Here is a 19,707-nt window from a genome sequence, read left to right on the forward strand (position 1 = left end):
GCCACTACCAGGCAACGCTGTGCCGGCCTCGGAAACACCCCCGAGAACGCTGCCCGGCGGAACACTTCCGGGACGACCCGGAAATAACCGGACAGTCCGGCGACCCCCCTGGCGGAGACGGGTTTCCCGTGGCAACAATCCCAGGGGTGTCCACGCCCGTCGACCGGAAAGGAACGCAGTGAGCAGGGAAGTGCCGCTCGTCCCCGGCCAGCCGTTTCTCGGCTCGCTGAAGGAATTGCGCGAGGACGTACTCGCCGCGTATCTCAAGGCCCAGTCGACCGTCGGGGACGTGGTCCGATTTCAGGCCGGACCACCCGGAATGCGCACCGAGGTGTACGGCGCGTTCTCCCCGGAAGCGGTCCGGCAGATTCTCGCGGGACAGGCCCCCGCATTCCGCAAGGACAATCCGACCTACACCGAGATACGGGAAACCGTCGGAAACGGACTGCTCACCAGCCAGGACGCGGAATACGCCTTCCAGCGTCGCATGGTGCAGCCCCTTTTCACCCCGAAACGGGTCGGCGGATACGCCTCCGTCGTGCACGCCGAGGCGATGCGCACCCTCGACGCGTGGAAAACCGCCCCCGAGGCCACGACCGACGTCGGCGCCGACACCGCCGAATTCGCGCTGCGCGTCGTCGGCCGGGTCCTGTTCGGCACCGACACCGACACGGCGGCCGACGTGATCCGCCGCTGCTTCCCCGTCATCGGCGAGAGCGTCCTGCGCCGGGGCCTCTCCCCGGTCCGCGTGCCCCGCACCTGGCCCACCCCGGCCAACCGCCGCACCGAGGCCGCCCGCCGCGAGTTGTACGCCGTCTGCGACGCGATCATCGAACGCCGCATCGCCGCCGGGGAACGCGAGGAGCGCGAGGACATGATCTCGCTGCTGCTGCGGGCCCGCGACGAGGACGGCGCCGCCCTCGACGCCGACGCCGTCCGCGACCAGATCCTGATCTTCCTGCTCGCCGGCCACGAGACCACCGCCACCACCCTCGCCTACGCCCTGCACCTCCTCGCGGCCCACCCCGAGGTCCAGGCCGCCGCCCGCGCCGAGGTCGACGCCGTCCTCGGGGACCGGCCCGCCGGCGCCGCCGACCTCGACGCCCTCCCGCTGCTCGGCCGGATCGTGAAGGAGACCACCCGGCTCTACCCGGCAGTCGCCATCATGGGCCGCCGCTGCGTCACCGACACCGAGGTCGACGGGCACCGGATCCCGGCCGGCGCCGACGTGTACGTCACCCCCTGGGTCACCCACCGCCGCCCCGACCTGTGGGAACGCCCCGAGGAATTCCACCCCGACCACTTCCTGCCCGAGGCGGAGGCCACCCGCCCCCGGCACGCCTGGTTCCCCTTCGGCGCCGGCCCCCGCGCCTGCGTCGGCGCCCGCTTCTCCACCCTGGAGATCACCGTGGCCCTCGCCACCGTGCTCCGCCACACCGCCCTGCACGCCGTGGCACCCGCCGGCGCGCCGCTGCCGCCGGCGGACCTCGGCATGGCCCTGCGACCCGCCGGCCCGCTGCGGATCCGCACCACCGCCCGCACTCAGGAGGCCGCCGCGTGAACCCCCTGCTCGACATCCTCCTCGCCGAGGACCGCACCCCCGCCGACGTGGCCGCCCTGGCCCTGCCCGAGTCCTACCGGGCGATGGTGCTGCGGGCCGAGGACACCGGGATGTTCGCGGGCATGGACAGCCGCGACAAGGACCCCCGCAAATCCCTCCACCTCGCCGAGGTGCCCGTCCCCGAACTCGGCCCCGGCGAGGCCCTCGTGGCCGTCATGGCCTCCTCGGTGAACTACAACACCGTGTGGAGCTCGATCTTCGAACCGCTGCCCACCTTCGGTTTCCTGGAGCGCTACGGGCGCCGCTCGGACCTCGCCAAACGGCACGATCTGCCGTATCACGTGATCGGTTCGGACCTGGCCGGTGTGGTGTTGCGGACCGGTCCCGGGGTGAACGCCTGGCGGCCGGGGGACGAGGTGGTCGCGCACTGCCTGTCGGTCGAGCTGGAGTCCTCCGACGGCCACAACGACACCATGCTCGACCCCGAACAACGCATCTGGGGCTTCGAGACCAACTTCGGCGGCCTCGCCGAGATCGCCCTGGTCAAGTCCAACCAACTCATGCCCAAACCCGCCCACCTCTCCTGGGAGGAAGCCGCCGCCCCCGGCCTGGTCAACTCCACCGCCTACCGCCAACTCGTCTCCCGCAACGGCGCCGGCATGAAACAAGGCGACAACGTCCTCATCTGGGGCGCCTCCGGCGGCCTCGGCTCCTACGCCACCCAAATGGCCCTCGCCGGCGGAGCCCACCCCGTCTGCGTCGTCTCCTCACCCCAAAAAGCCGCGATCTGCCGCGCCATGGGCGCCGAAGCCGTCATCGACCGCACCGCCGAGGACTACCGCTTCTGGAAGAACGAACACACCCAGGACCCCAAGGAATGGAAACGCCTCGGGGCCCGGATCCGCGAGTTCACCGGCGGCGAGGACGTCGACATCGTCTTCGAACACCCCGGCCGCGAGACCTTCGGCGCCTCCGTCTACGTCACCCGCAAGGGCGGCACCATCACCACCTGCGCCTCCACCAGCGGCTACCTCCACGAATACGACAACCGCTACCTGTGGATGTCCCTCAAACGCATCATCGGCTCCCACTTCGCCAACTACCGCGAAGCCTGGGAAGCCAACCGCCTCATCGCCAAGGCCAGGATCCACCCCACCCTCTCCAAGACCTACACCCTCGCCGACACCGGACAAGCCGCCCACGACGTCCACCGCAACGTCCACCAAGGCAAAGTCGGCGTCCTCTGCCTCGCCCCCGAAGAAGGACTCGGCGTCCGCGACCACGAAACCCGCGCCCGCCACATCGACGCCATCAACCGCTTCCGCCCCCGCACGGGCGACGCGGCCCACCCCGAGGTGAACCAGACGTGACACGCACCGAGCCCGCCGAGGACCCCTCCTTCTACCGGGACGGCGGCGCCCCCGCGATCATGCGGGCCGCCCACTTCCCCGACGAACTCCTCTCCTACCTCCAGATGGAGGGGCTGGTCGCCCTGGAGTCCGCCGGCCGGCACCTCAGCGACGGCCTCGTCGAACTCGGCTGTTACGACGGCCGCGCCCTCGAAGTCGCCCGCGCCGCCGGCATCCCCTACCTCGGCGTCGACATCAGCCCCGGCGCCATAGCCGCCCTGGCCCGCCGCATCGAGGCCGAGGGGCTCGGCGCCCAGGCCCGCGCCGTCGTCGGCGACGTGCTGCACAGCGAGACCTGGCAGGGCGAGGTCACCGCCCGCCGCCCCCTGCAATTCCTCCCCTTCAACCTGCTCGGGAACTTCGCCGAACCCGAGAAGGTCCTCGCGAGCGTCGCCGCGGTCGGCGGCACCGCCGTGGTCTCCGTCTTCAACGAACAACCCCACACCACCACCCTGCGCCGCGCCTACTACACCGCCTGCGGCATCGACGCCCTCGTCGAGAGCCCCGGCGAGTACGGCGGCGTGGTCTTCCGGGGCGCCGGCGGCTTCGCCTCCCAGTCCTTCAGCGCCGCCGGCCTCGGCCGGCTCCTCGGCTCCATCGACGCCACCGTGCTCGGCACCACCGCCAACCGCTTCGGCCAGTGCGTCACCGTCCGCCTCGGCGAGGACCGCCAAAGCCCCCTGCACTAACCTGAGTTCCCGTCAACCCGCCCCACAGCGAAGCGAGCAGCGAACCCCATGAGCGACGAGCGCGACACCGCCAAGCCCGAGACCGACCCGGCGCACTTCTTCGCCACCGACATCCGCGTGGGCCGGATCCTCACCGTCGACGAGTTCCCCGAGGCCCGCAAGCCCGCCTACAAGATCACCGCCGATTTCGGCCCGGCCGTCGGCACCCTCGCCACCAGCGCCCAGGTCACCAACTACCGACCCGAGGACCTCAAGGACCGCCTGATCATCGGCGTGGTCAACCTCGGCGCCAAGCGCATCGCCGGCTACACCAGCCGCTTCCTCGTCCTCGGCTCCTACGACGCCGACGGCCTGGTCAACCTCCTCGCCCCCGAACCCACCGCGGAACCGGGCGACGTCATCGGCTGAGCCCCCGACCCCTCACCCGCGGCCCCGTCCGATCCGCGCCGAACCCCGGTTCGACGTGGATCGGGCCCCGTGCGACTAAGGTCGAACCCGACGGGTGGTGGCGTGGTGCACGCGTGCCTTTTCCGCCGCCCGACCGGGACCGGGTCAACACCGATCCAACACCCGGTCAAACCCGGGCAAGGTCGGGGCACACCCCGGCCCGTCAGGGCAGCACCAGGACACGACCAGGGCAGGGTCGCGTCATGACGACGAGCGCGATGGTGACCGCGGAGCACGACGGACCACCCCCCGAACAGGGGCCGGACCCGGACGATCCGCACCCGCCGAGCCCGGAGGACGACGCGCCGCAGGAGCGAGAGGGCGGGCGCATGACGGTCCCCGGACGCAGGAGCAGCACCTTCATCAGACTGCTGCGCAGCGGCTTCACCGACCCCTCGGCCGCCGCCGCCCTCCTCGACGACGAGGTCCTCGCCCCCGTCCGCCAAGACCCCGTCCTCCTCGACGCCCTCGGCGCCGTCGCCGACCCCGACCTCGCCCTGCGCGGCCTGGTCCGGCTCGCCGAGGCCCAAGCGGACGACGAGGAACGCCGCACCCTGCTCTCCACCCTCCTCGGCGCGAAACCCCTGCGCGATCGACTCCTCGGCGTGCTCGGCGCCTCCGAGGCCCTCGCCGACCACCTCGCCCGGCACCCCGGCGACTGGCACGCCCTGGAAACCTACGACGCCGCCGACCTGCACCCCGGCGTCGCCGAGTTCGAGACCGGCCTCGCCGAGGCCCACGACCCCGTCACCCTGCGCGTCGCCTACCGCCGCTGCCTGCTGTCCATCGCCGCCCGCGACGTGTGCGGCACCACCGACGTGGCCCAGACCGCCGCCGAACTCGCCGACCTGGCCACCGCCACCCTCCGCGCCGCCCTGCGCATCGCGACCGCCGCCGCCCCCCGCGACGCCGAGAACTGCCGGCTGTCCGTGATCGCCATGGGCAAGTGCGGCGGCCACGAGCTCAACTACGTCTCCGACGTCGACGTCATCTTCGTCGCCGAACCCGCCCAGGGCGCCCCCGAGGGCACCGAGACCGCCGCCCTCCAGGCCGCGACCCGCCTCGCCTCCCACCTCATGCGGATCTGCTCGGAGACCACCGTCGAGGGCGCCATCTGGCCCGTCGACGCCAACCTGCGCCCCGAGGGCCGCAACGGCCCCCTCGTGCGCACCCTCTCCTCCCACCTCGCCTACTACCAGCGCTGGGCCAAGACCTGGGAGTTCCAGGCCCTGCTCAAGGCCCGCGCCGTCGCCGGCGACCCCGAGCTCGGCGCCCGCTACATCGAGGCCATAACCCCCATGGTGTGGCAGGCCGCCGAACGCGAGAACTTCGTCGCCGACGTGCAGAAGATGCGCCGCCGCGTCGTCGACAACATCCCCGCCGACCGCGTGGAGCGCGAACTGAAGCTCGGCCCCGGCGGCCTGCGCGACGTGGAGTTCGCCGTCCAGCTCCTCCAGCTCGTGCACGGCCGCAGCGACGCCACTCTGCACTCCGGCACCACCCTCGACGCCCTGCACGCCTTGGCCGCCGGCGGCTACGTCGGCCGCACCGACGCCGCCCAGCTCGGCGACGCCTACCGCTTCCTGCGCGCCATGGAGCACCGCATCCAGCTCTACCGGCTGCGCCGCACCCACCTCGTGCCCGAGGACGAGGCCGACGTGCGCCGCCTCGGCCGCTCCCTGGGCCTGCGGACCGAGCCCGTGGTCGAATTCCACAAGGCATGGAAACGCCACGCCTCCGTGGTCCGCCGACTGCACGAGAAGCTCTTCTACCGGCCCCTCCTCGACGCCGTCGCCCAGCTCGCCCCCGGCGAGACCCGACTGTCCACCCGCGCCGCCGGCCAGCGCCTCGAAGCGCTCGGCTACAACGACCCCGTCGCCGCCCTGCGCCACCTGGAGGCCCTGTCCTCCGGCGTCACCCGCAAGGCCGCCATCCAACGCACCCTGCTGCCCGTCATGCTCGGCTGGTTCGCCGACTCCGCCGACCCCGACGCCGGCCTCCTCGGCTTCCGCAAGGTCTCCGACGCCCTCGGCAAGACCCCCTGGTACCTGCGGCTGCTGCGCGACGAGGGCGCCGCCGCCGAGAACCTCGCCCGGGTCCTGTCCGCCGGCCGGCTCGCCCCCGACCTGCTGCTGCGGGCCCCCGAGGCCGTCGCCCTCCTCGGCGACCCCGAAGGGCTGGTCTCCCGCACCCACGAGGCCCTCGAACAGGAGGTCCTCGCCGCCGTCGGCCGCGCCGAGAACGCCGAGGCCGCCGTGGTCGCCGCCCGCGGGGTGCGCCGCCGCGAGCTCTTCCGCACCACCGCCGCCGACATCATCGCCTCCCACGGCACCGAGGACCTGCCCGCCACCGACGACGCCGGCGCCCTCGTCGACCGGGTCGGCGACGCCGTCACCGACCTCACCTCCGCCACCATCGCCGGCGCCCTGCGCGCCGCCGTCCGCGAGACCTGGGGCGAGACCCTCCCCACCCGCTTCGCCGTCATCGGCATGGGCCGCTACGGGGGCCACGAACTCGGCTACGGCTCCGACGCCGACGTCCTCTTCGTCCACGAACCCCGCCCCGGCGTCGACGAACAGGAGGCCGCCAAGGCCGCCCAGACCGTCATCGCCGAGATGCGCAGACTCCTCCAGCTCCCCACCGCCGACCCGCCGCTGCTCATCGACGCCGACCTGCGCCCCGAAGGCCGCTCCGGCCCCCTCGTGCGCACCCTGTCCTCCTACGCCGCCTACTACCGGCGCTGGTCGGTGGTCTGGGAGAGCCAGGCCCTGCTGCGGGCCCTGCCCGTCGCCGGGGACGAGGAGCTCGGCGCCCGTTTCATCGAACTCGTCGACCCCCTGCGCTACCCCGCCGAAGGACTCGGCGAGGACGCCGTTCGCGAGATCCGCCGGCTCAAGGCCCGCATGGAGTCCGAACGGATGCCGCGCGGCGCCGACCCCACCCTGCACACCAAACTCGGTCGCGGCGGCCTCAGCGACGTGGAGTGGACCGTCCAGCTCATCCAGCTCCGGCACGCCTGGGCCGAACCCGGACTGCGCACCACCCGCACCCGGGCCGCGCTGGCCGCCGCCCACGCCGCCGACCTCATCGGCACCGACGACGCCCGCACCCTGGACGAGGCATGGGTGCTCGCCACCCGGGTCCGCAACGCCGTCATGCTCGTGCGCGGCCGGGCCGGCGACACCTTCCCCACCGACGCGCGCGAGCTGGCCGCCGTCGGCCGGCACCTCGGCTACCGGCCCGGTCGGGCCGGCGAGATGCTGGACGACTACCGGCGCGTGACCCGCCGGGCCCGCGCCGTCGTGGACGAGCTGTTCTACGGCTCCTGACCGCACCCGCCCGCACACGCCGCCGGCCCCGGGGGAGACCCGGGGCCGGCGGCGTGGACGAGGAGCGTGAGCGAAGGGAGAGGGCCGGGCGGCTCAGGCCCGGCGCAGGGCCCGGACCCGACGCGACAGCGCCGCCGTCACCGGATGCGGATCGGAGCACTCCGGCAGCCGGGGCAGCCGGTGCGGCATCGCCCCGTACCAGGCCCGCGACACCGCGTAACCGAAGGCCAGGCAGATCATGCCGCCCACCGCGTCCAGCCAGAAGTGGTTCGCGGTCGCCACGATCACCACCAGCGTCGCCGTCGGGTACAGCAGACCCAGCACCCGCGCCCACGGCACGGTGGCCACCGCGAAGATCGTCAGCCCGCACCACAGCGACCAGCCGATGTGCATCGACGGCATCGCCGCGTACTGGTTCGACATGTGCTTGAGGTCGCCCGAGGCCATCGACCCCCAGGTCTTGTGGACGAGCACGGTGTCCACGAAGTCCACCCCGTTCATCAACCGGGGCGGCGCGAGCGGGTACAGCCAGTAACCGAGCAGGGCCACGCCCGTGGTCGCGAACAGCACCATCCGCGTGGCCGCGTACCGGCCCGGGTGGAAGCGGTAGATCCACACCAGCACGCCGATGGTCACGATGAAGTGGAGGGTGGCGTAGTAGTAGTTCATCCCCACCACCAACCACGTCACCGAGTTCACGGCGTGATTGATCGTGCGCTCCACGGCGATGCCCAGATCCCGCTCCACGCCCCAGATCCAGTCGGCGTTTCGCAGCGCGATCGCCTTCTGCTCGGGCACCGCGTTGCGGATCATGGAGTAGATCCAATAGCTGAGGCCGATCAGCGCCAGCTCGAACCGCAGACGCGGTCGGCGCGGCGTTCGCATACGGCCCCACACGCCCCCGCCGGTCGGCTCGGCGGTGTCGTTCTCGCGCACGCTGGGCGGCGGGACGTCAGTCCGGGTTTCCAGTGTCTTCACGCTCGCTTCGCCCATAGGGGGAGAGTCTGCCAGATCGGCCCCCCGGCTCCGATCATCCCGTGGAACGGTCTTCGGCGCAGGACGTACACCTTGCGGAGGACCCTCCACCGGTTCCGGAGAAGGCCGAGCAAACCCCCTCCCACCTGCGAATGTTCCGGGGAGGGGGCGGGAAGCGAGGAATTCCGGATCAGCCGGAGCCGCGGGCCGGCGCCGAGGCCGTGGAACCCCGCACGACCAGCTCCGGGAGGAACACGAACTCGCTGGGCGGCGCCGGGGTGCCCCCGATCTCCTCCAGCAGGGTCCGCACGGCGGCCTGCCCCATCGCGAGCACCGGCTGCCGGATGGTGGTCAGCGGAGGATCGGTGAAAGCTATCAACGGGGAATCGTCGAACCCGACCACCGACACGTCCGCCGGCACCCGCAGGCCCCGCTGCCGCGCCGCCCGGATCGCGCCCAGCGCCATCATGTCGCTCGCGCACACCACCGCCGTGCACCCCTGCCCGATCAACGCCGACGCGGCGGCCTGGCCGCCCTCCAGCGTGAACAGGGAGTGCTGCACCAGCCGCTCGGTCTCCGCCTCCGACAGACCCAGCCGTTCCGTCATCGCGGCCCGGAAGCCCTCGATCTTGCGCAACACCGGAACGAACCGTTTCGGCCCCACGGCCAGCCCGATCCGGGTGTGCCCCAGCGCCGTCAGATGGGTCACCGCCAGGTGCATCGCCGCCCGGTCGTCGGGCGAGACGAACGGGGCCTGCACCTTCGGCGAGAAACCGTTGATCAGCACGTAGGGCACGCCCTGGCCGCGCAGGGCCTCGTAGCGGTCGGTGTCGGCGGTGGTGTCGGCGTGCAAGCCCGAGACGTAGATGATCCCGGCCACGCCCCGGTCCACCAGCATCTCGGTCAGCTCGTCCTCCGTGGACCCGCCCGGCGTCTGCGTCGCGAGCACGGGGGTGAACCCCTGCCGGGTCAGCGCCTGGCCGATCACCTGCGCGAGCGCCGGGAAGATCGGGTTGTCGAGTTCGGGGGTTATCAGGCCCACCAGGCCGGCGCTGCGCCGGCGCAGACGCACCGGCCGCTCGTACCCGAGCACGTCGAGCGCGGCCAGCACGGATTCACGGGTGCCCGCGGCCACACCGGGCTTGCCGTTGAGCACGCGGCTGACTGTGGCTTCGCTGACCCCCGCTTGGGCTGCGATGTCGGCTAGCCGCGCGGTCATGATGGCCGACTGTACCGGGCGCGCGGCACGCCGGGCATCCCCGCGCGCGGCCCGACGCGCCGGACTCCCTCCGCCCGGCCCCCGGGCCCCGCCCCCTTCGCACCGGATCCTCCCGCCCCGTCCGGCTTCGTCGGCGCCCCCCGCCGGCCGCGCGCCCCCTCAACTCCGGGCGGTGGGAGGTCGATTGGCCCCGGTCGAGGGGCCGGCGCCGTCGGCTCCGGCTCGCACGGGGCGCCCCCGCCCGCGCCGGGCGCACCGGACCGGCGCGTTCCGTCCGCCGCGCGCCCCGTTCACGCCGGGCGGAATCCGGCCGGCGCCGGAGCGGCCCCCGACCGGCCCCCGGCCCGGACGCCCCGGGCCTCAGGCGCTCCACCACGTGCAGGAATCCGCCGGCAGCGCGGCCCGCCGGCCGTCCGTCGTGATCGGCGCGCTGGAGAGCACCGGCCGGCCCGGCGCCGCCAGCTCCACCGGCTCCGGCAGGGTGTTCACCGTGCACGCGAACCCCGGCCGGGTGAACAGCAGCACCCCCTCCGCCGACGGCGACCACACCAGCGGCCCGGCCTCCGGCGCGCCCAGCCCCGGCAGCGCCCGCCGCAACTCCAGCGCCGCCCGGTACAACTCCAGCGTGGAATGCGGGTCCCCGGTCTGCTCGGCCACCGTCAGCGCCGCCCACCCGGCCGGCTGCGGCAGCCAACTCCCCTCCGGGCCGAAGGCGAACGGCGGCCGGTCCCCGCCCCAGGGCAGCGGCACCCGGCAGCCGTCCCGCAGCCCGGAGTGCCGCCCCGCGCGCCCGCCCGCTCCCGCGCCCCGGTGCAAGGCCGGGTCCGCGCGCAGCCCGTCCGGCAGGTCCGCCACCTCCTCCAGCCCCAGCTCCTCGCCCTGGTACAGGTAGGCGGAGCCGGGCAGGGCCAGCATCAGCAGGGCGGCGGCCCGGGCCCGGGCCAAGGACCCGAAGCGGGTCCGGTGCCGGACCGTGTCGTGGTTGGACAGCACCCACGTCGGGCTCGCGCCCACCGCCGCCTCCGCCGCCAGCGCCCCGTCGACCACCGCGCGCAGCGCCCCCGCCTCCCACGGGCAGCGGGCCAGGGCCAGGTTGAACGCCTGGTGCAGTTCGTCGGGGCGCACGTACCGGGCCAGCCGGTCCGGGGTCGGGGCCCACGCCTCGGCCACGGCGATCCGCTCGCCGGGCCATGAGTCCAGCAGCCGGCGCCAGGAGCGGTGGATCTCGTGCACCCCGTCCTGGTCGAACCAGGGGCGCGGGGTGGCGTCGAGGAGGGCGGGGGCGGGTTCGTCGGGGCGCCGGCCGCCGTGGTCGGGCAGGCCGGGGGCCTTGACCATGCCGTGCGCGACGTCCACCCGGAAGCCGTCCACCCCGAGCTCCAGCCAGAACTCCAGCACCCCGGCGAACTCGGCCCGCACCTCGGGGTGTTCCCAGTTCAGATCGGGTTGTTCGGGGGCGAACAGGTGCAGGTACCAGTCACCGTCGTCGGGGGGCGTCCCGAGTCGGGTCCAGGCCGGGCCGCCGAACAGGGAGGGCCAGTCGTTGGGGGGTTCGGCGCCGTCCGGGCCCCGGCCGGGGCGGAAGTGGTAGCGGGCGCGTTCGGGGGAGCCGGGGCGGGCGGCGCGGGCGGCCTCGAACCAGGGGTGGGCCTCGGAGGTGTGGTTGGCGACGAGGTCCACGAGCACGCGCAGCCCGAGCGCGTGGGCGGCGCCGATCAGGTCGACCGCGTCGTCGAGGTCGCCGAACCGGGGGTCGACGGCGCGGTGGTCGGCCACGTCGTAGCCGCCGTCGGCCTGGGGGGAGCGGTAGAAGGGCGTGAGCCACAGGGCGTCGACGCCGAGCCGCGCCAGGTGGGGGAGGCGGTCGCGGACCCCGCGCAGGTCGCCGATCCCGTCGCCGTCGGAGTCGGCGAAGGAGCGCACGTAAATCTGGTAGACGACGGCGTCGCGCCACCAGGCCCGGGCGGGCGGGGGCCCCGTGAGCGGTCCGCCGGCCGGGTCCGCGGGGAAGTGGGTGGTCGACTCGTGGGTCATGCCCGGTCAACGCGGGTGCCGAAGGGCAGGTTGCGGTGCCGCCGTGTCGAACGTTCCGGCCCCCGCACAGGGGCGTGACAACCGTCCGGACACGTGGATGTAACGATCGCGTGTTCTTGCAGAAATTTGCGGCAAGCTCTTTCGGGAGGGGTTCCGCCGTTGTTACGTTCCCCTCGCAACTCGGGACCGCGAGGGCGCGGCCGGGATATCGAAGGAGTTCACATGCGGCGAGGCACAGCGGCCGGCGCGCTCATCGTGGCGATGGCGCTCGCGGCGACGGCCTGCTCGGGCGGCGGCGAGCAGGGCGCGGACGACCCGGCGGCGGGCGGCGAACTGTCGGGGACGGTCACCTGGTGGGACACCTCCAACGACGCCGAGAAGGAGACCTTCCGCAAGATCGCGGAGGGCTTCACCGCGAAGCACCCGAAGGTCACCGTCAAGTACGTCAACGTGCCCTACGGCGACGCGCAGAACAAGGCGAAGAACGCCTTCGGTTCCGGCTCCGACGCCCCCGACGTGATCCGCGCCGACGTGGGCTGGGTCGCCGACTTCGCCTCCCTGGGCTACCTCGACGAGATACCGGCGGCCGACGCGGCGAAGGTGAAGGCCGAGTTCCTGCCGCAGGCCGCCGCCAGCGGCGAGTACGAGGGCAAGACCTACGCCGTCCCGCAGGTCATCGACACCCTGGGCCTCTTCTACAACAAGAAGATGCTCGCCGACGCCGGGGTCAAGCCCCCGACCTCACTGACCGAGCTGAAGGCCGCCGCCGCCACCATCAAGGAGAAGACCGGCAAGACCGGCCTGTACCTGCGCGGCGACGACTCGTACTGGGCGCTGCCGTTCCTCTACGGCGAGGGCGGCGACCTGGTGGACGCCAAGACGAAGACGGTCACCGTCGACAACGCCTCCGGGGTGAAGGCGTTCGCGGCGGCCCGGGACCTCGTCACGTCCGGCGCGGCGATCACCAACGCCACCGACGGCTGGGCCAACATGCAGACCGCCTTCAAGACCGGGCAGGTCGCGATGGTCGTCAACGGCCCCTGGGGCGTGGCCGACACCTACGCGGGCGAGGCGTTCAAGGACAAGGCCAACCTGGGCGTGGCCCCGGTGCCGGCCGGTTCGGCGAAGCAGGGCGCCCCGCAGGGCGGGCACGACCTCGCCGTGTACGCGGGCTCGAAGAACCGGGCCGCGGCCCACGAGTTCGTCCGCTACATGACCTCGCAGGAGACGCAGGTCCGCACCACCAAGGAACTGAGCCTGCTGCCCACCCGCACGGCCGCCTACGAGCAGCCCGACGTGAAGTCCCAGGAGATGGTCGCGTTCTTCAAGCCGGCCGTGGACAAGGCCGTGGAGCGGGCCTGGATCCCGGAGAACGGGTCCCTGTTCGAGCCGTTGAAGGTGGAGTGGACGAAGGCGGTCACCGGCGCGTCGAGCCCCGAGGACGCCGCCAAGGCCACCGGCGTCGCCTTCCGCAAGATCCTCAAGGGCTGGAAGTAGCCGATCGTGAGCGCCGACACCGCCGGCCGCCCCCGCGCGGCCCGCACCCTGCCCGGTGACGGCCGGTCCCGGTCCCGCCCCCGTTCCCGGGGCGGGGCCCGCCGGGCCCTGGCCACGCACTGGTACGCGTGGGCCATGGTCGCCCCGGTCGTCCTCGTCCTCGGCGTCATCGTCGGCTGGCCGCTGGCGCGGGGCCTGTGGCTGTCGCTGACGGACGCGAACGAACGCAACGTGGCCCGCACCATCGGGGTGCGGAAGATCGAGGCCACGTACTCCTTCGTCGGCCTCGACAACTACGCCGCCGTCCTGTCCGACCCGGTGTTCTGGCAGCGGCTGAGCTGGACCGTGCTGTGGACGGTGGCCTGCGTGGGCGTGACCTTCGCGCTCGGCCTCGGCCTCGCCGTGCTCCTGAACCGGCCGCTGCGCGGGCGCGGGGCCTACCGGATGGCGCTGATCCTGCCCTGGGCGGTGCCCGGGTTCGTCTCCGTGTTCGCCTGGCGGTTCCTGTTCAACCGCGACAACGGCATCCTCAACCGGGTGCTGGACGGCGGCGGGATCGCGGCCGTGCCCTGGCTCGACGACCCGACCTGGGCCAAGTTCTCCGTGATCGCCGTCAACGTGTGGCTGGGCGTGCCCTTCATGATGGTCGCCCTCCTCGGCGGCCTCCAGTCCATCCCGGCCGAACTGCACGAGGCCGCCGAGATGGACGGCGCGGGCCCGTTCCAGCGGTTCCGGCACATCACCCTGCCCGGGCTGCGGGCCGTGTCCATGACCGTGATCCTGCTGTCCACCATCTGGACGTTCAACATGTTCCCGGTGATCTTCCTGCTGACCCGGGGCGGACCCGGCGACGCCACCGAGATCCTCGTCACCCAGGCATTCCGCGAAGCCTTCGTGGAGAGCCCCCGCGACTACGCCGGCTCCGCCGCCTGGGGCGTGCTCATCCTCGTCCTCCTCGTCGGCTTCGCCCTGGCCTACCGCCGGGCCCTGCGCAAGGAAGGGAACGCCTGGTGACCGCCGTCATCGCCCCGCCCGACAAGGCCCCCGCCGGCCCGAGGCCGGCGCGCCGCCGCCGGGACCGCCGCTCCCCGCTCGCGTCCACCGCCCTGCACACCACCCTGCTGCTGGCGTCCGTGATCGCCGTCTTCCCCGTGCTGTGGGTGCTGCTGACCTCCCTCAAGCCCGCCGACCAGGCCCTCACCACCGATTTCGTCAAGGACCCGGGCCTGGGCAACTACACCCGGCTGGTGGCCGACAGCCACTTCCTGGACTGGTTCGGCAACTCCGTCCTCGTCGCCGGCGTCACCACCGTCCTCGCCGTCACGATCGCGGCGACCACCGGCTACGCCGTCAGCCGCTTCCGCTTCCCCGGCATGCGGCCCCTGATGTGGACCCTGCTCATCACGCAGATGTTCCCCATGGCCATCCTCATCGTCCCGCTCTACACCCTGATGGGACAGCTCGGCCTGCTCAACCAGCCCGTCGGCCTGATCGTCACCTACCTCACCATCGCCGTGCCCTTCTGCGCGTGGATGATGAAGGGCTTCTTCGACACCATCCCCGTCGAGATCGACGAGTCCGGTCGCGTCGACGGCCTCAACCCCTTCGGCGTCTTCTGGCGCCTGATCCTCCCGCTGGCCCGCCCGGGCCTGGCCGTCACCGGCTTCTACGCCTTCGTCACCGCCTGGGGCGAGGTGGCCTACGCCTCCGCGTTCATGGTCGGCGAGGAGAACCTGACGCTGGCCGGGGGCCTGCAGACCTTCGTCACCCAGTACACCTCCGACTGGGGCGCCATGACGGCCGCCTCCGTCCTGATCGCCGTGCCCGCCGCCGTGTTCTTCCTCTTCGCCCAACGCCACCTCGTCGCCGGCATGACCGCCGGCGCCACCAAGGGCTGAGCCCCCGCACCCGGCCCGCCCCCGACCCGACCGCACGCCCCGCACCCCTCAAGGACGCCATGACCCAGCACCTCGCCGACACCCCCGTCACCCCGGCGCCGCCCACCGCGACGACCGGCTGGTGGCGGGACGCGGTGATCTACCAGGTCTACCCGCGCAGCTTCGCCGACTCCGACGGCGACGGCACCGGCGACCTCGAAGGCATCCGCCGCCGGCTGCCACACCTGCGCGACCTCGGGGTCGACGCCGTCTGGCTCAGCCCCTTCTACGCCTCCCCGCAGGCCGACGGCGGCTACGACGTGTCCGACTACCGCGCCGTCGACCCCCGCTACGGCACCCTCCACGACGCCGACGCCCTGATCCGCGAGGCCCACGCCCTGGGGTTGCGGGTCATCGTGGACGTGGTCCCCAACCACTGCTCCGTCGAGCACGAGTGGTTCCGCCGGGCCCTGGCCGACGGCCCCGGCAACCCCCTGCGCGACCGCTTCCACATCCGCCCCGGCCGGGGCGTCGACGGCGAACTCCCGCCCAACGACTGGGAGTCCGTGTTCGGCGGCCCCGCCTGGACCCGGATCACCGAACCCGACGGCGCCCCCGGCCCCTGGTACCTGCACCTGTTCGCCCCCGAACAGCCCGACTTCGACTGGGACCACCCCGCCGTCCACGACGAGTTCCGCTCCATCCTGCGGTTCTGGCTCGACCTCGGCGTCGACGGCTTCCGCATCGACGTGGCCCACGGCATGGTCAAGGCCCCCGGCCTGCCCGACCTCGGCCACGCCGAACAACTCCGCCTCCTGGGCAACCAACCGCTGCCCTTCTTCGACCAGGACGGCGTCCACGCCATCCACCGCTCCTGGCGCGCCGTCCTCGACGAGTACAGCGGCGAACGCATCGGCGTCGCCGAGGCATGGACCCCCAGCGCCGCCCGCACCGCCCGCTACCTGCGCCCCGACGAGCTCCACCAGGCGTTCAACTTCCCTTACCTGAACACCGACTGGGACGCCGAGGCCCTGCGTGCCGTCGTCGACGAATCCCTCGACGCGATGCGGCCCGTCGGCGCCCCCAGCACCTGGGTGCTCTCCAACCACGACGTGGTCCGCCACCGCACCCGCCTCGGCTCCCTGGCCCGGGCCCGCGCCGCCGCCCTCCTCATGCTGGCCCTGCCCGGCTCCGCCTACGTGTACCAGGGCGAGGAACTCGGCCTGCCCGAGGTCGTCGACCTGCCCGACGAGGTCCGCCAGGACCCCTCCTTCTTCAAGGAGAACGGACAGGACGGGATGCGCGACGGCTGCCGCGTCCCCCTGCCCTGGGAGGGCCAGGCCCCGCCCTACGGCTTCGGCGCCGGCGGCAGCTGGCTGCCCCAGCCCGCCGACTGGGCCCCGCTGACCGTCGCCGCCCAGACCGGCGACCCCCGCTCCACCCTGGAGCTGTACCGCACCGCCCTGCGGCTGCGCCGCGAACACCCCGACCTCGGGGCCGGCGACGCCGTGGACTGGCTGCCCACCCCGCCCGGGGTCCTCGCCTTCCGACGCGGCACGCTGATCTGCGCCGTCAACACCACCGGCGCCGCCGTCCGCCTCCCCGAACTCCCGGCCGGCACCGACCTGCTCACCAGCTTCGCCGACGACACCGAGGCCACCGCCCGGCACACCGCCGACCCCGCCGAACTCCCCGCCGACGGCGCCCTGTGGCGCACCACCGCGGACGGCGTGAACGGCCGGTGAAACCCCCCTTGCGCCTGGCCGAGATCGCCGCCCACGCCGAGGTCAGCGAGGCCACGGTCAGCCGCGTCCTCAACGGCCGGGCCGGGGTCGCGGCCGGCACCCGCCACCGGGTGCTGGCCGCGCTCGACGTCCTGGGCCACGAACGCCCCGTGCGCCTGCGTCGCCGCAGCCACGGGCTGATCGGCCTGGTCCTCCCCGAACTCACCAACCCGATCTTCCCCGCGTTCGCCCAGGTCGTCGAACAGGCACTGGCCGCGCGCGGCTACACCCCCGTGTTGTGCACCCAGACCCCCGGCGGCGCCACCGAGGACGAACTCGTGGAACACCTGGAGGAACGCGGGGTCGCCGGCATCGTCTTCCTCTCCGGCCTGCACGCCGACATCCACGCCGACACCGGCCGCTACCGGGGCCTGGCCGCCCGCGGCCTGCCCTTCGTCACCGTCGGCGGCTTCCGGCCCGAGATCCCCGCCCCCGCCGTCTCCCCGGACGACCGGGCCGCCGCCCACACCGCGCTGGCCCACCTCGTCGAACTCGGACACACGGTGACGGGCCTGGCCGTCGGCCCCGACCGCTACATACCCTCCGCCCGCAAACAGGAGGGCTACCGCGCCGCCCACGCCGCCCTCGGCCTGCCCGGCGAACCCCTGGTCCGCCGCACCCTGTTCAGCGTGGAGGGCGGCCACGCCGCCGGCCTCTCCCTCCTCGACGCCGGGGTCACGGGCGTGGTCTGCGGCAGCGACCCGCTCGCCCTCGGGGTGATCCGGGCCGCACGGGAACGCGGCCTGCGGGTCCCGGAGGACGTCTCGGTGGTCGGCTTCGACGACTCCCCGCTCATCGCGTTCACCGACCCGCCCCTGACCACCGTCCGCCAACCCGTCCGCGCCATGGCCACGGCCGCCGTCGGCGCACTGCTGGAGGCGATCGGCGGCAACCCGGTGCAGCACACCGAATACCTCTTCGCCCCCGAACTCGTGGTCCGCGCCTCCACGGCGCCACCCCCGACGCGATAGCCGACCGCCCCGCCGGGGGCGGGGCGGGGCCGGTACCCGGTATTGCTCGGTCTGGTTCGGCGCGGCCCGGTCCGGCCCGGCGCGGCCCGGTCCGGCCCGTACGGGTCGGACCTCACCGGGCCGCGCCGGGTCCCTGAACCGCCCTCGCGACCCACCCCGCCGCGCGAGGGCACCCTCGTCCGGAACCCGTCGGTCGGCACGCGTCCCCGCGCCCGCCGACCGGCGGGTTCCGGCCGCTCCCGCCGCCCCGAACTACCGCTCCCCGCCACGGGAGTTGATCGGACGATTCTGCTCCGGTTGCCTCGTGATCAAGGGTGCCCGATGCTGACCACCGCCGCCGCCGCACCCGCGCGCGGCGGGCCGTCAGTACCAGGGGGAACACACGCATGTCCGAAAACCACGGGTCCGATCCCGGCCGCCGCGCGCTCCTCGGCGCCGGCGCCGCCCTCGGCGCCACCGCCGCCCTCACCGCCGCCGGGGCCGCCCACGCGGCCGACCGCCCCGACCCCCGCCGCGCGCACCCGTCCCGGATCGACCAGGCCGCCGTGGACCGGGCCGCCGCCCGCCTCGACGCCGACCTGATCGCCCTCCGCCGCGACCTCAACGCCCACCCGGAGACCGCCGGGGCCGAGGCGTACGCCGCGTCCGTCGTCGCCGCCCGCCTGACCGCCGCCGGCCTGGAGGTCCGCACGGGCATCGCCGGGCACGGCGTGGTCGCCGTCCTGCGCGGCGCCCTGCCCGGCCGCGTCGTCGCCTACCGCGCCGACCTCGACGCCGTGCCCGCCAACGGCGTGCAGACCCCCGGCGGCGCCCCCGGCCCCGTCCACGCCTGCGGCCACGACCTGCACACCACCATCGGCATCGGTGTCGCCGAGATCCTCGCCGGCCTGCGCCGTCGCCTCGCCGGCACCGTCGTGTTCGTCTTCCAACCCGCCGAGGAATCCCTCAAGGGCGCCGCCGCCATGCTCGCCGCCGGCGCCCTCGACGACCCGACCCCGCGCGAGATCCACGCCCTGCACACCGGCCCCTTCCCCGTCGGCACCCTCGCCGTCACCCCCGGCGTCGGCCTGCCCGGCCAGGACAGCGCGGTCGTCACCTTCGGCGGCCCCGACCCGGCCGGCTCGGCCCGCGCCTTCGCCGCCGCCCACGAGGCCGCGGCCACCGTCGCCTTCCCCCGCGACAACGCCGACCTCGAACGCCTCACCGCCCAGGTCCGCACCCCGAACGGCCCGCTGAGCGAGTTCCTCGTCACCAAGGCCGGCCCGCCCCAGCCCGCCGGTGAGGGTCGCCTCGCCCTGCGCGCCGTCTACCGCTGCTGGCCCGAACCCCGCTGGACGGAGATCCGCGAACGGATCCGGACCCTGGCCCGCACCTTCCCCGACACCACCGTCACCTTCGAACCCACCCCCTTCCCCGCCCTCGTCTGCCCCGAGGACGACGCCAACGCCCTCGCCCGGCACCTGCGCCGCGCCCTCGGCCCGCGCGCCGTCACCACCCTGCACGCCGCGTTCCCGTTCAACGGGGAGGACTTCAGCCTGCTCCTCGCCGGCCGCGCCGGCACCTACACCTTCCTCGGCGTGCGCACCCCCGGCGCGCCCATCGACACCGCGTTCCCGCACTACCCGGGCTTCACCCCGGACGAGCGGGCCATCGGCGTCGGCGTCCGCGCCATGGCCGGCTGGCTCGCGACCCGCACGGCCGCCCGCGACTGACCCGGCGCGGGGGAGGTGCGGAGGAGCGGGGGAGGGCGGGTTCTGCAAGACATTGCGCAAAGTCTTGCAGCGGGCTTCGGGCCCCTCTACGGTCGCGACCAACCGCACCGCGCCCGGTGCGCCCGGCACCCCGCCGCGCACCGGGCGCCCGCCCCCGCACGCCGCCTTGTCAGGAGGCCCCCGTGTCCCGACGCACCCCCACC

The 19,707-nt window shown here is 73.8% G+C and carries 14 protein-coding genes; 11 read left to right on the top strand and 3 right to left on the bottom strand.

The annotated features are described in order from the left end of the window. Window positions 1–178 precede the first annotated feature (178 nt). The 5 genes from ACN20G_RS19360 (at window position 179) to ACN20G_RS19380 (ending at window position 7,435) form a co-directional block, all read left to right on the top strand. Window positions 179–1,561, top strand: a complete 1,383-nt coding sequence (locus ACN20G_RS19360) for a cytochrome P450 (protein WP_424214055.1) — start codon at window positions 179–181, stop codon at window positions 1,559–1,561. Beyond that, window positions 1,558–2,931 (top strand): crotonyl-CoA carboxylase/reductase, encoded by a 1,374-nt coding sequence (gene ccrA, locus ACN20G_RS19365; RefSeq protein WP_424214056.1) that lies wholly within the window; start codon window positions 1,558–1,560, stop codon window positions 2,929–2,931. Before ACN20G_RS19360 ends, ccrA begins: the two co-directional genes overlap by 4 nt. Continuing rightward, a complete protein-coding gene (locus ACN20G_RS19370) occupies window positions 2,928–3,659 on the top strand; it encodes a class I SAM-dependent methyltransferase (protein WP_424214057.1) in 732 nt (243 codons plus the stop codon). The genes ccrA and ACN20G_RS19370 overlap by 4 nt, the downstream gene beginning before the upstream one ends. 48 nt (window positions 3,660–3,707) lie before the next feature. Beyond that, window positions 3,708–4,067, top strand: coding sequence for a tRNA-binding protein (locus ACN20G_RS19375; protein WP_424214058.1), 360 nt, complete (start codon window positions 3,708–3,710; stop codon window positions 4,065–4,067). Between the two features lie 368 nt (window positions 4,068–4,435). Further along, entirely contained in the window at window positions 4,436–7,435 is a 3,000-nt protein-coding gene (locus ACN20G_RS19380) for a bifunctional [glutamine synthetase] adenylyltransferase/[glutamine synthetase]-adenylyl-L-tyrosine phosphorylase (RefSeq protein WP_424215583.1), read from the top strand. Window positions 7,436–7,528: 93 nt separating this feature from the next. On the opposite strand, the gene ACN20G_RS19385 is transcribed toward ACN20G_RS19380, so the two are convergent. From ACN20G_RS19385 to ACN20G_RS19395, 3 genes are all read right to left on the bottom strand, one after another. Then, a complete protein-coding gene (locus tag ACN20G_RS19385; protein ID WP_424214059.1) occupies window positions 7,529–8,428 on the bottom strand; it encodes a phosphatase PAP2 family protein in 900 nt (299 codons plus the stop codon). Between the two features lie 172 nt (window positions 8,429–8,600). After that, complete coding sequence (locus ACN20G_RS19390; protein WP_424214060.1) at window positions 8,601–9,629, bottom strand: LacI family DNA-binding transcriptional regulator; 1,029 nt, start codon at window positions 9,627–9,629, stop codon at window positions 8,601–8,603. Window positions 9,630–9,989: 360 nt separating this feature from the next. Next, window positions 9,990–11,663, bottom strand: a complete 1,674-nt coding sequence (locus ACN20G_RS19395; protein ID WP_424214061.1) for a glycoside hydrolase family 13 protein — start codon at window positions 11,661–11,663, stop codon at window positions 9,990–9,992. 222 nt (window positions 11,664–11,885) lie between these two features. Here ACN20G_RS19395 and ACN20G_RS19400 point away from each other — a divergent pair, with 222 nt between their 5' ends. The 6 genes from ACN20G_RS19400 (at window position 11,886) to ACN20G_RS19425 (ending at window position 19,504) form a co-directional block, all read left to right on the top strand. Continuing rightward, window positions 11,886–13,160 (top strand): extracellular solute-binding protein, encoded by a 1,275-nt coding sequence (locus ACN20G_RS19400; RefSeq protein ID WP_424214062.1) that lies wholly within the window; start codon window positions 11,886–11,888, stop codon window positions 13,158–13,160. A 135-nt stretch (window positions 13,161–13,295) separates the two neighbouring features. Continuing rightward, a complete protein-coding gene (locus ACN20G_RS19405) occupies window positions 13,296–14,174 on the top strand; it encodes a carbohydrate ABC transporter permease (RefSeq protein WP_424215584.1) in 879 nt (292 codons plus the stop codon). Between the two features lie 8 nt (window positions 14,175–14,182). After that, complete coding sequence (locus ACN20G_RS19410; protein WP_424215585.1) at window positions 14,183–15,058, top strand: sugar ABC transporter permease; 876 nt, start codon at window positions 14,183–14,185, stop codon at window positions 15,056–15,058. Window positions 15,059–15,117: 59 nt separating this feature from the next. Then, window positions 15,118–16,782, top strand: coding sequence for a glycoside hydrolase family 13 protein (locus ACN20G_RS19415; protein WP_424214063.1), 1,665 nt, complete (start codon window positions 15,118–15,120; stop codon window positions 16,780–16,782). Beyond that, the gene (locus tag ACN20G_RS19420) at window positions 16,779–17,792 is read left to right on the top strand and encodes a LacI family DNA-binding transcriptional regulator (protein ID WP_424214064.1); all 1,014 of its coding nucleotides are present in this window, start codon (window positions 16,779–16,781) and stop codon (window positions 17,790–17,792) included. Before ACN20G_RS19415 ends, ACN20G_RS19420 begins: the two co-directional genes overlap by 4 nt. 386 nt (window positions 17,793–18,178) lie before the next feature. Continuing rightward, window positions 18,179–19,504: a M20 metallopeptidase family protein gene (locus tag ACN20G_RS19425; protein ID WP_424214065.1), complete on the top strand. Its 1,326-nt coding sequence runs from the start codon at window positions 18,179–18,181 to the stop codon at window positions 19,502–19,504. Window positions 19,505–19,707: the final 203 nt, after the last annotated feature.

The organism is Streptomyces dryopteridis, assembly GCF_049606955.1.
Lineage (GTDB): Bacteria > Actinomycetota > Actinomycetes > Streptomycetales > Streptomycetaceae > Streptomyces.

Bases quoted from the DNA above. Each gene is read 5' to 3' on its own strand.
- ACN20G_RS19390 (WP_424214060.1), bottom strand. From the start codon at position 9,629: ATGACCGCGCGGCTAGCCGACATCGCAGCCCAAGCGGGGGTCAGCGAA.
- ACN20G_RS19415 (WP_424214063.1), top strand. From the start codon at position 15,118: ATGACCCAGCACCTCGCCGACACCCCCGTCACCCCGGCGCCGCCCACC.
- ACN20G_RS19425 (WP_424214065.1), top strand. From the start codon at position 18,179: ATGTCCGAAAACCACGGGTCCGATCCCGGCCGCCGCGCGCTCCTCGGC.
- ACN20G_RS19375 (WP_424214058.1), top strand. From the start codon at position 3,708: ATGAGCGACGAGCGCGACACCGCCAAGCCCGAGACCGACCCGGCGCAC.
- ACN20G_RS19395 (WP_424214061.1), bottom strand. From the start codon at position 11,663: ATGACCCACGAGTCGACCACCCACTTCCCCGCGGACCCGGCCGGCGGA.
- ACN20G_RS19400 (WP_424214062.1), top strand. From the start codon at position 11,886: ATGCGGCGAGGCACAGCGGCCGGCGCGCTCATCGTGGCGATGGCGCTC.
- ACN20G_RS19405 (WP_424215584.1), top strand. From the start codon at position 13,296: ATGGTCGCCCCGGTCGTCCTCGTCCTCGGCGTCATCGTCGGCTGGCCG.
- ACN20G_RS19380 (WP_424215583.1), top strand. From the start codon at position 4,436: ATGACGGTCCCCGGACGCAGGAGCAGCACCTTCATCAGACTGCTGCGC.
- ACN20G_RS19385 (WP_424214059.1), bottom strand. From the start codon at position 8,428: ATGGGCGAAGCGAGCGTGAAGACACTGGAAACCCGGACTGACGTCCCG.